The following is a 12070-nucleotide window of genomic DNA, read 5'->3' as shown; positions in this document are numbered from 1 at the left end:
ATCAAATGAGTCTAAAAGGAAAGCGGATCGGTTTTGGACTGACAGGTTCACATTGTACGTATGATGCAGTATTTCCAGAAATCGAAAGGCTAGTAAACGAAGGAGCCGAGGTTCTTCCTGTTGTCACTTTTACTGTACAAAATACAGAAACAAGGTTTGGAAAAGGCGAGGATTGGATTCAGAGAATAGAGGACCTAACAGGGAATACAGTAATAGATTCCATCGTTAAAGCAGAGCCGCTTGGACCAAAAATTCCATTAGACTGCATGGTTATAGCACCTTTAACCGGAAGTTCAATGAGTAAATTTGCTAATGCGATGACAGATAATCCTGTTTTAATGGCAGCTAAAGCTACGTTAAGAAACCAAAAGCCAGTTGTGTTAGGGATATCAACAAATGATGCACTTGGACTGAATGGTGTTAATTTAATGAGATTGATGGCAACGAAAAATATTTATTTTATACCATATGGTCAAGATGACCCCATAAAAAAGCCAAATTCGATGGTAGCGAGGATGACACAATTATCCCAGACGGTTGAGATGGCGATAGAGGGAAAACAACTGCAGCCAGTCATTGTTGAGAGGTTTAAAGACTAAAGAAAACCCCCTGCATTTTTCTAGCAAAAAGTTTATTACTTTAAAGAATGAATATGTTAGAATGAATGATATTATAAGAAAATTCTATCATATAAAGTCAATTTATCTTTTTGCTAGAAAAAAAGATTTAAAAAAGAAAGGGGATATAAAGATGGAAAAGAAAAATGGATATCATGTAGCAATATTAGGAGCAACAGGAGCTGTAGGGCAGCAAATGCTAAAAACCCTGGAGCAAAAAAAATTCCCTATTTCTAAACTTACTTTGCTCTCTTCTCCCCGTTCAGCGGGTAAGAAAATTCAATTTAATGGTGTGGAGCATACCATTAAAGAAGTGAGTCCGGAAAGTTTTTTCGGTGTGGATATCGCATTGTTTAGTGCGGGGGGCAGTGTTTCAAAAGAGTATGCGGAACATGCTGTTAAGCATGGAGCGATTGTTATTGATAACACGAGTGCTTTTCGAATGGAGGCAAATGTTCCATTGGTCGTTCCAGAGGTGAATGAGCACGCCCTGTTAAAACACCAAGGAATTATTGCGAATCCTAATTGTTCTACGATTCAAATGGTTGTTGCGCTAGAACCTATTAGGCAAAAATATGGACTGAATAAAGTTATTGTTTCAACATATCAAGCTGTTTCTGGATCAGGGGCAGCTGCAGTTGAGGAACTTTATAGCCAGACAAAGGCCATTATTCATAACGAATCGTATGAACCGGCTATTCTTCCTGTTAAGGGGGATAAGAAGCATTATCAAATTGCCTTTAATGCAATTCCGCAAATTGATAAATTTGTGGAAAATGGATTCACATTTGAAGAAATGAAAATGATTAATGAAACGAAGAAAATTATGAGTCTGCCTGATCTTCAAGTAGCGGCAACATGTGTAAGGCTGCCTGTTGCAACTGGGCATTCGGAATCCGTTTATTTTGAAGTGAATGAAGAAGGAGTACATGTTCAAGAAGTAAAAGATCTACTTGAAACTGCACCTGGAGTCGTTCTGCAGGATGATCCAGACAATCAAATCTATCCAATGCCTGCTGATTGTGTCGGTAAAAGTGAAGTCTTCATTGGAAGAATTCGCAAGGATTTAGATGAATCAAAAGGTTTCCATATGTGGGTTGTTTCTGATAATCTACTAAAAGGGGCTGCATGGAATTCAGTCCAAATAGCGGAGAGTTTAATAAAATTAGGTATCGTAAATTAAAAACGTGAACTTTAACTTTGGAGTTTCGGATTTGTCCAGCGCAAACGTCCTATCGCCTATCAAACTTCAGGGCCCCTCCTTACGATAAGTCGACATCAATATGCTATCGCTCATTTTGTCTCCTTTATCGAAAGAACCGGCCCTTCTGCGTTTGTGCAGCGATGATTAAGGCGCTGACGCATTTCATTTGAATAAGCCTAAGCTTTGTTATCTTTGTACAAATATTTCCCTTTCATATTCTAATCGTTGCACTAGCTAAGTTAGGCGTTTTTTAGCATTTAACTTTAAATGAAGAGATATTCAGAGGTGTAACGATGAAAATTATTGTGCAAAAATATGGAGGCACATCTGTACGTGATAAAAACAGTCGAGAACATGCATTAAAACATATTAAAAAGGCAATATCCGATGGATATAAACTAGTTGTTGTCGTCTCAGCAATGGGGCGAAAAGGAGACCCGTACGCAACGGATACATTACTCTCTCTGGTAGAAACTAAAAAAATGCTGATTAACAAAAGAGAAAATGATCTCCTACTCTCTTGCGGCGAGATTATATCGAGTGTTGTCTTTACGAACATGCTTTTAGAACATGGTATTCAGGCTACTGCCTTAACAGGTGCTCAGGCGGGATTTCGAACAAATAATGATCACACAAATGCAAAAATTATTGATATGAAATGTGAAAGGCTACTTAAGGAATTAGAAGCGAATGATTGTATAGTTGTTGCAGGATTCCAAGGAGCTTCAAAAAATGGGGATGTCACAACAATCGGAAGAGGTGGAAGCGATACTTCAGCCGCCGCATTAGGTGTAGCTTTGAAAGCGGAATGGATTGAAATCTTTACAGATGTAGATGGTATAATGACAGCAGACCCGCGGATTGCCGAAAATGCCCGTCCACTATCTATTGTTACTTATACAGAAGTATGTAATATGGCTTATCAGGGTGCGAAAGTCATTCATCCTCGAGCTGTAGAAATAGCGATGCAGGCAAAAATACCCATACGCATTCGTTCTAATTACTCAGATGGGTTAGGGACATTAGTAACTACAATAAACAAAGAAGGCAGGGGTACTGACATAAGGGAACGATTAGTAACTGGAATCGCTCATCTTCCCCATATCACACAAATTAAAGTCATTGCGAAGAAGAACCAGTACAACTTACAAGCTGAAGTTTTTCAAGCCATGGCAAATGAAGAAATCAGTGTGGATTTTATAAATATATATCCAAATGGAGTTACCTACACTGTTACAGAAGAAATGTCAGAAAAAGCTATAACCATATTAAGGAACTTAGGACACAACCCAATCGTGGAATTTGATTGCGCAAAGGTCTCTGTTGTTGGAGCAGGCATGCAAGGTGTCCCAGGTGTTGCCGCTAAAATTGTAACAGCTCTATCTGAACAAGGCATACGTATCTTACAGTCGGCAGATAGCCATACAACGATATGGGTTCTTGTAAAACAGCTTGATTTAGGAAAAGCAGTCAATGCCCTGCATGATGCCTTTCAATTAGAAAAAGAAAATGTTCTGCAATAATAAATTTAGCTAAGTTTTATTAGTTTTAAAAGGGAGTGTAGCAATGATTCAATTTGGGCGAGTTTCAACAGCAATGGTTACACCTTTCGATAGGAAAGGTCATATCGATTTTTCGAAAACTACTCAGCTTATCAATCATCTCATTGAGAATGGAACAGAATCCCTTATTGTTGCTGGTACAACAGGGGAATCACCAACTTTATCTAAGGAAGAAAAGCTTGCATTATTTCAACATGTAGTAAAAGTAGTTGATAAAAGGATCCCAGTTGTTGCAGGCACTGGCAGTAATAATACGTACGCCTCTATCGAATTAACAAAAAAGGCGGAGCAAATAGGGGTTGACGGCATCATGGCAGTAGCCCCCTATTATAATAAGCCAAATCAAGAAGGGCTCTACCAACACTTTAAAAGCATTGCAGAAAATACAAAACTGCCTGTCATGGTTTATAACATACCCGGCAGATCTGCGGTAAATATTATGCCGGAAACAATCATTCGACTTTCTAAAATACAAAATATCGTTGCAGTTAAGGAAGCAAGCGGAGATTTAAATGCGATGGCTAAAATTATTGCCGGTACGGGTGAAGACTTTCTTCTATACAGTGGAGATGATGCCTTGACAATCCCTGTTTTAGCAATTGGTGGTAAAGGCATAGTTTCTGTAGCATCACATGTGATCGGAAATGAAATGCAGGCGATGATTCAGGCGTTTTTAAATGGAGAGAATCAAAAGGCAGCTTCCATTCATCGAGAGCTGCTGCCAATTATGGAAGGATTATTTGCAGCTCCAAGCCCGGCACCAGTAAAAACGGCGCTGCAGCTTAAAGGGCTTAATGTCGGATCTGTACGGCTACCATTAGTGCCACTTTCCGAGCAAGAAAGAAGTGATTTAGTTTCATTATTTATGACAAATAAATAAAGTATCACAAAAACCAATCAGCGATCATTATCTGGTTGGTTTTTTAAATATTTTATTTATTTTCTCCTTCAAGTATAATATTGGTAACTGATCTATGGTCGGACAACATATTGTAGGAGGAAGTTTACATTGAACAATCAACGAAAAACAAGCATCAAGGTAATGGCAATTGGAGGAGTAGGGGAATTCGGCAAAAATATGTACCTTGTGGAAGTGGATGAGGACATTTTTGTACTGGATGCTGGACTGATGATTCCAGAAAATGAAATGCTCGGAATTGATATTGTCATTCCTGATATCACTTATTTAACGCAAAATAAGGAACGGGTACAAGGCATATTTTTAACACATGGGCACGAAGATCATATTGGTGCTCTTTCCTATATTCTTAGTGAAATCGATGTTCCTGTGTATGGGACAAAACTTACACTTGAACTCGCGAAAGTGAAAGTGAAGGAACAGGAATTTAAAGGAAAGCTAAATTTTATCGAGGTCTGTACGGATACCAAAATTAAATGCAGCTCAAGCGAAGTATCCTTTTATCATACAACTCATAGTATTCCTGACAGTGTTGGCATTTGCATCCATACGGTGGAAGGAAACATAGTTTATACGGGGGATTTTAAGTTTGATCAAGCAGCTGCAAATGGATATAAAACAGATATTAGCAAAATGGCGCAAATTGGTGATGAAGGCGTTCTCTGTCTTTTATCTGATAGCACAGAGGCAGAAAAGCCCGGTTATTCTTTATCAGAATCAAAAGTAGTAAAACAGGTTACGGATGTATTTCATCAAGCACAAGGAAGAATTATTGCTGCTTCCTTTGCTTCAGACATTATAAGAATTCAGCATATTTTTGATGCTGCTTTTGCAAGTCGTAGAAAAGTAGCGATTGTGGGCAGATTTTCACAAACGGCAGTGGATATAGCTCTCCAGCAACAATATTTACATGTAGCTGAAGATACGATGATCCCAATTACAGAACTATCAGCTTATACTGATGATGAACTCGTGATATTAACAACTGGGGCGCAAGGTGAGCCGATTGAAGTGCTTCAGAAAATGGCTAAGCAAACCCATAAGCAAGTGAATGTTAGAAAAGGAGATACCGTTCTTCTTGCGGGATCGCCAATAAGGGGAAGCGAGGTATTCATTGCTAAGACGATTGATATGTTGTACCGAGCAGGTGCCAGTGTGATTTCTGGAAGAGGAACTTTCAATACGTCAAGTCATGGAAGCCAAGAAGAATTAAAGTTTATGATTAACTTAATGAAACCGAAGTTTTTTATTCCAGTTCATGGCGAATTTCGGATGTTACATGCGCATGCAAAATTAGCGATGGAATGTGGCTTAACAGATGAACAGATTTTTATACCTGAAAAAGGTGAAGTGGTAGAACTAGCAGATGGGATATTTCGTCCAGCTGGCCGTATCCCTGCTGGGAATGTGCTCATAGATGGAAGCGGGGTTGGAGATGTCGGGAACATTGTACTAAGAGATCGCAAGCTTCTATCACAAGATGGAATATTATTAGTAGTTGTGACCTTAAATAAAAAAGAGAAAAAAATATCAGCTGGACCGGAGATCATTTCAAGAGGGTTTGTTTACGTAAGGGAGTCAGAAGAGCTGCTTGTGGAAGCATCAAAAAAAGTTCGCGACATCGTTGAAAAAAGCATTTCAAAAGATTCTTTTGATTGGACAGGTATCAAACAAGATATGAGAGATGAACTGAACCAATATTTGTTTGAGAAAACAAAACGACGACCAATGATACTCCCTATTATTATGGAGATATAATCTAAACAAAAGGGCATCGTCTGATTCACTACTACCAGAAGGTGCTTGCATATTTGTTCATTAATGGTTTCTCCGCATTAAATCCCCATCAACGACCATACTAAACCTATATGGCTTAAGAATTCCAGCTTTATTGGATTGAAGGGAGAAAAAAATGATGGGAAATGAAAAAAAACAGAATGATTCTTTAAATGAACAGCCTGATCAAACAAAAGAAGAACAACCGCCAAGTCTGATTGATAAAATACAGCAGCTAGGTCAAACAAATGTCCCACAGCTTTCGCAAGATTCAAAAATCCATTGTTTAACGATTGTTGGACAAATTGAAGGACATCTCCAACTGCCGCCGCAAAATAAAACAACAAAATACGAGCATCTCATCCCGCAAATTGTTGCGATTGAACAAAATCCAAAAATTGAAGGATTGCTTGTCATTTTAAATACGGTAGGGGGAGATGTGGAGGCAGGATTGGCTATTTCTGAAATGCTTGCTTCATTGTCAAAACCAACAGTTTCGATCGTGCTTGGAGGAGGACATTCGATTGGCGTACCAATTGCTGTTTCCTGTGACTATTCCTTTATTGCTGAAACAGCGACAATGACGATTCATCCGATTAGATTAACTGGACTCGTGATAGGAGTCCCGCAAACTTTCGAGTATTTGGATAAAATGCAGGATCGGGTAATTAATTTTGTTACTAAACATTCGAATGTTTCTGAGGAACGCTTCAAGGACTTGATGTTTGCAAAAGGCAATCTAACTAGGGATATTGGAACAAATGTAGTCGGAACAGATGCTGTTGAGTATGGGTTAATTGATGGGGTTGGCGGAATTGGGCAAGCGCTCAAAAAATTAGATGAATTGATAGAGAAAAATAAACAAGGGAATGAAGGGATTGTTCAATGATTCTTTATACATCAATGCCTCATGAGCTTGTTTTTCCAACAGAGGCAGCTGAATATAGCAAACAAGCAATGGTAACACATAATGGAATTCCACTTCTTGTAGAAATGGAAGGAAGTCGGGAATGTACTGTGATTCGGGTAATGAGCAGTGACCCCGCTCATTTCATGGATGAAAAATATACACCAGGTACAAAAATAACATTAGCGTAACAGTGTATGGATGCAATATGATATAATGAAGAAAACTTCAGAGCAGCCACGATTGGCTGCTTTCTTTCATTCATTCAAACTGAATATTGGATGAGGAATGATATTTTTGTTTAAAATGGGAAAAAGAAGAAATTTAATTAGGTGATCAAATGGCTAAAAAAAAGCGTAGAAGAACACGAAAAAAAGAAAATATAAAGAAAACACTCCAATATGAGCTGTTTGCTTTAGTATTAATTGCCTTATCCGCCATCGCAATGGCAAAGCTTGGAGCAGTAGGAAAAGCCACAGTTATGTTTTTCCGCTTCTTCATGGGTGAGTGGTATATGCTCAGTCTATTATGCTTAGTTGTTTTTGCGGGCTATCTTATGTGGAAAAGAACGGTCCCATATCTATTACATACGAAATTAATCGGATTCTATTTAATCATATCCTCTCTCCTCTTATTGAGCCATGTTTCTCTTTTCCAGCTGCTATCGAATGACGGCAAATTTCAGGACCCAAGTGTAATTGCAAATACTTGGGAATTGTTTTGGATGGAAGTCAATGGAGAAACAAGTACAACAGATTTAGGCGGAGGAATGCTTGGCGCAACCCTATTTGCCCTCTTTTATTTTCTGTTTGATGAAGCTGGAACAAAAATAATTGCATTCGTCCTTATTATTATTGGCTTTATCCTTTTAACAGGAAAAACACTTGGGGATGCTCTAGGTAAAATGGGATCAGGCATTTCGAATGTCATGAAAAGACAATGGGAAGCTTTTATAAGCGATATGAAAGAATGGAAAGAGGCACAAAAAGAAAAAAAATTAGCTAGGCAAGCCCAATTAAAAGAGTTAAATGAAAAAGAAAAGGAACAAGAAACAGAACCTAGTATGATGATTACTAATCGAAAAGATTTCTTCGAAGAGTCTAATCCTGAACCTATTATTTCTAGTTTTACACAAAAGGCAGCGTATGAGAATGAGAAAACAGACGGTGATGGATCCAATAAGGAGAAAGAGCCTTCCACTTCTGAAGCAGAAATAGATTCCTCGCCGCAAATCACATTTACAGAAGTTGAGAATAAAGATTATGAACTGCCGCCAATGAGATTATTAAAGCTCCCCCGGCTGACGGATCAGAGTGGCGAATATGAATTAATCCACGCAAATGCTGCCAAGCTCGAAAGGACCTTCCAAAGCTTTGGTGTAAAGGCAAGGGTAACTCAAGTCCATTTAGGACCAGCTGTGACGAAATATGAGGTGCATCCAGATGTAGGGGTGAAGGTGAGTAAAATTGTCAGCTTAAATGATGATTTAGCACTTGCTCTAGCAGCAAAGGATATACGAATAGAGGCGCCAATCCCAGGGAAGTCAGCCATCGGTATTGAAGTTCCAAATTCGGAAGTTGCCATGGTGTCGTTAAGAGAAGTGATTGAATCAAAACAAAATGATAAACCGAACTCGAAACTATTAATTGGACTTGGCCGTGACATTACAGGTGAGTCAGTATTAGCAGAACTAAATAAAATGCCCCACTTACTAGTGGCAGGTGCAACGGGAAGCGGAAAAAGTGTCTGTATCAATGGCATTATTACGAGTATCTTAATGAGAGCAAAACCGCATGAAGTGAAAATGATGATGATTGATCCTAAAATGGTAGAGTTAAATGTATATAATGGGGTTCCTCATTTGCTGGCACCGGTAGTAACCGATGCAAAAAAAGCATCTCAAGCATTAAAAAAAGTTGTTAGTGAGATGGAGAGACGTTATGAACTATTCTCTCATTCAGGAACAAGAAATATTGAAGGGTATAATGATTATGTGAAAAGACATAATGCAGAAGAGGATGGCCAGCAGCCGCTACTGCCATACATTGTCGTGATTGTGGATGAGCTTGCTGATTTAATGATGGTTGCATCCTCAGATGTTGAAGATGCAATAACAAGGCTTGCACAAATGGCTCGTGCTGCGGGAATCCATCTAATTATTGCAACACAGCGCCCCTCAGTTGATGTCATCACAGGAGTCATTAAAGCGAATATTCCTTCTCGAATTGCTTTTGCCGTTTCATCTGCAACAGATTCACGTACAATTCTTGATATGGGCGGGGCTGAAAAATTGCTTGGCAGAGGAGATATGCTCTTCCTGCCAGTCGGTGCTTCCAAGCCTGTTCGAGTTCAAGGAGCATTTTTGTCGGATGAAGAAGTTGAGGAAGTTGTCAGCTTTGTCATTGAACAGCAAAAAGCCCAATACCAAGAAGAAATGATCCCAGATGATATACCAGAAACAACAGCTGAAGTTGACGATGATCTATATGATGAAGCAGTTGAGCTTATTCTTGAAATGCAGACTGCATCTGTTTCCATGCTGCAGCGTCGCTTTCGAATTGGCTATTCAAGGGCTGCAAGGCTGATTGATGAAATGGAAGCAAGAGGAATTGTCGGTCCATATGAAGGGAGTAAGCCGAGGGCAGTTCTCCTTGGTAAGCCTTCTGACGAAGCAAGTTCATAATTTAGTAAGGCGAAAGCGCTAGAGCTAAAACAATAGCCAAAAAGGGTCCATCTGCAGGTGGATCCTTTTTTATGCTATACTAATAAACTGGTAAAAAAAAGACAGAATTTCGATGAGATTAGCTATAAAATCGATAAAGATATAGGTATTTCATAAATATGTCCAATGTAGTGGAAATTTATATGCAGCCTAGATGATACCGTTTTCAAAGACTATATCGTTTTCTGTTCTCGGAATTAAAAATGTCAGTGAGAATATAACCAGCTTTTTAAGTCATTTTTGAAAATACTATTTCATTATTGGGTAAAAAGTGTTATAGTATTTTCGATTAGTAGGAATGATTGAACATCAGAGGTCTGATGTCCTTTACGAAAATTGGTTGGAGGAACACTGAATGTCTATTAAGTCAGATAACCGGCATTTATATTTACAAGTGATTGACCATTTGAAGCAAGATATTGAGAACGGTATTTATAAGGAAAGAGAGAAACTTCCTTCTGAGTTCGATCTTGCTAAACAGCTTGGCGTTAGCCGAGCGACTCTCCGGGAAGCTCTTCGTATTCTCGAAGAAGAAAACGTTATCATTCGACGTCATGGAGTGGGTACATTTGTAAATGCGAAGCCACTATTTACTTCAGGTATTGAACAGCTAAGCAGCGTTACTGACATGATATTGCAAGCAGGAATGAAGCCTGGAACCATTTTCTTAAGTTCATCAACAATGGGACCAACAGAAGAGGATGTACGCCGTTTCTCCTGTGAGATGGATGAAGAAATTGTCGTGATAGAAAGGGTTAGAACAGCAAATGGTGAACCGGTTGTGTATTGTATAGATAAAGTACCTGATAAAATACTTACTGGTACGTTTTCTCACGAGCAGGAATCCATTTTCAATATGCTTGAATACGGAACTAGCCGGAAGATTACTTATGCTGTTGCTTCTATCGAACCGATAGGATATCACGAAAAAGTTTCTCCAATCCTCGAATGTGATCCTGAAACTGCCTTGCTTGTACTTAAGCAAATGCATTTCGATGAAATGGACGAGCCGATTCTGTATTCAGTCAATTATTTTAGAGCAGATAAGTTTAGCTTCCAAGTCCTTAGAAAAAGAATTTAAAAATTAAGGGGTTTATAGGCTTAAATGAATCACTGCTCTAATAGATTCTACTGTCGGGATAAAAATAACAATAGGGGGTACATACCTTGAAAAAACGCAAATTTGGTGTAGTTTTGTCACTTGCACTAGCTGCCGGAACGATTTTAGGTGCTTGTGGAAATGGTGATAAAAAGGACGAAGGTACAGCTAAGGACGGCGGAGATAAAGAAAGCAAGTTCTCAGTTGCAATGGTAACAGATGTTGGCGGTGTTGATGACAAATCATTTAACCAATCTGCTTGGGAAGGCCTTGAAGCTTTCGGTGCTGAAAATGGACTTAAGCAAGGGAAAGGCGGATATGACTACCTTCAGTCTAAATCAGATGCAGACTATGCGACTAACTTAAATAAGCTTGCTCGTGAAGATTTTTCTTTAATTTTCGGAATCGGGTTTAAATTAAAAGCTGACGTTGACACAATTGCGAAGCAACAAAAAGACGTTCACTTCGGAATCATTGATGATGTGGTTGAACAGCCAAACGTTGTAAGCGTATTATTTAAAGAGCAAGAAGCAGCATTCCTTGCTGGAGTAGCTGCTGCAAAAACAACAAAAACAAATCATATTGGCTTTATCGGCGGAATGGAAAGCCCAGTTATTGAGCGTTTCGAAGCTGGTTTCTTAGCGGGTATCCAAGCTGTAAATCCTGATATTAAAGTAGATGTTCATTATACAGGTGCATTCGATAAAGCAGACTTAGGTAAAGCAACTGCTGCACAAATGTATTCTTCTGGTGCTGATGTAATTTTCCACGCAGCTGGTGGTACTGGTAACGGATTATTTACAGAAGCAAAAGATCTTAAGAAAAAAGATCCTACAAGAGAAATTTGGGCAATTGGTGTTGACTCTGACCAATCAGGTGAGGGCGTAGTTGAAATCGACGGTAAAGAACATAATGTAATCATTACATCTGCGATGAAGGGTGTTTCTCACGCCGTTCAAGATATTTCGAAGAAGTCAATGGAAGGAAACTTCCCTGGCGGAGAAACAATTGTTTACGGTTTAGCTGAAGATGGTGTTAGCTTAGCTCCAATTAATGACGAAGTAACAACAAAAGCAGATATCGAAGCTGCAGTAAAAGAATGGACAGACAAAATCAAAAATGGTGACATCACTGTTCCAGGTACAAAAGACGAGCTAGCTAATTTCAAAGCAGAATAATTTTATGTGAAGTAAAACGGAATAAGCGGGTTGTACGACTGACCCCTTATTCCTTTTTTAAGCGATTATATAAAGACTATTCAATT

General features: G+C 38.9%; 10 protein-coding genes. All 10 read left to right on the top strand.

The window, feature by feature from the left end:
* The first annotated feature begins 5 nt into the window (after nucleotides 1-5).
* The 10 genes from dpaB to RUH74_RS02220 all read left to right on the top strand — a co-directional run bounded on the left by dpaB (nucleotide 6) and on the right by RUH74_RS02220 (nucleotide 11984).
* Complete coding sequence (gene dpaB / locus RUH74_RS02265) at nucleotides 6-599, top strand: dipicolinate synthase subunit B (protein ID WP_313798630.1); 594 nt, start codon at nucleotides 6-8, stop codon at nucleotides 597-599.
* A gap of 151 nt (nucleotides 600-750) precedes the next feature.
* Nucleotides 751-1800 (top strand): aspartate-semialdehyde dehydrogenase, encoded by a 1050-nt coding sequence (gene asd, locus RUH74_RS02260; RefSeq protein ID WP_313798629.1) that lies wholly within the window; start codon nucleotides 751-753, stop codon nucleotides 1798-1800.
* A 314-nt stretch (nucleotides 1801-2114) separates the two neighbouring features.
* The gene (gene dapG / locus RUH74_RS02255) at nucleotides 2115-3344 is read left to right on the top strand and encodes an aspartate kinase (RefSeq protein ID WP_313798628.1); all 1230 of its coding nucleotides are present in this window, start codon (nucleotides 2115-2117) and stop codon (nucleotides 3342-3344) included.
* Between the two features lie 43 nt (nucleotides 3345-3387).
* Nucleotides 3388-4263: a 4-hydroxy-tetrahydrodipicolinate synthase gene (dapA, locus tag RUH74_RS02250; protein ID WP_313798627.1), complete on the top strand. Its 876-nt coding sequence runs from the start codon at nucleotides 3388-3390 to the stop codon at nucleotides 4261-4263.
* 129 nt (nucleotides 4264-4392) lie between these two features.
* The gene (locus tag RUH74_RS02245; RefSeq protein ID WP_313798626.1) at nucleotides 4393-6060 is read left to right on the top strand and encodes a ribonuclease J; all 1668 of its coding nucleotides are present in this window, start codon (nucleotides 4393-4395) and stop codon (nucleotides 6058-6060) included.
* A gap of 157 nt (nucleotides 6061-6217) precedes the next feature.
* Entirely contained in the window at nucleotides 6218-6967 is a 750-nt protein-coding gene (locus RUH74_RS02240; protein WP_396229812.1) for a ClpP family protease, read from the top strand.
* Nucleotides 6964-7176, top strand: coding sequence for a YlzJ-like family protein (locus RUH74_RS02235; protein WP_313798624.1), 213 nt, complete (start codon nucleotides 6964-6966; stop codon nucleotides 7174-7176). The genes RUH74_RS02240 and RUH74_RS02235 overlap by 4 nt, the downstream gene beginning before the upstream one ends.
* A gap of 149 nt (nucleotides 7177-7325) precedes the next feature.
* On the top strand, nucleotides 7326-9668 hold the full coding sequence (locus tag RUH74_RS02230) for a DNA translocase FtsK (protein ID WP_313798622.1): 2343 nt from the start codon (nucleotides 7326-7328) through the stop codon (nucleotides 9666-9668).
* Between the two features lie 394 nt (nucleotides 9669-10062).
* On the top strand, nucleotides 10063-10788 hold the full coding sequence (locus RUH74_RS02225) for a GntR family transcriptional regulator (protein WP_313798621.1): 726 nt from the start codon (nucleotides 10063-10065) through the stop codon (nucleotides 10786-10788).
* Nucleotides 10789-10874: 86 nt separating this feature from the next.
* Nucleotides 10875-11984 (top strand): BMP family lipoprotein, encoded by a 1110-nt coding sequence (locus RUH74_RS02220; protein ID WP_313798620.1) that lies wholly within the window; start codon nucleotides 10875-10877, stop codon nucleotides 11982-11984.
* Nucleotides 11985-12070 lie beyond the last annotated feature (86 nt).

Origin of the sequence: Cytobacillus sp., from assembly GCF_032154635.1 — a bacterium.
Lineage (GTDB): Bacteria > Bacillota > Bacilli > Bacillales > Cytobacillaceae > Cytobacillus.
This window is presented reverse-complemented; position numbering and strand designations above follow the sequence as displayed.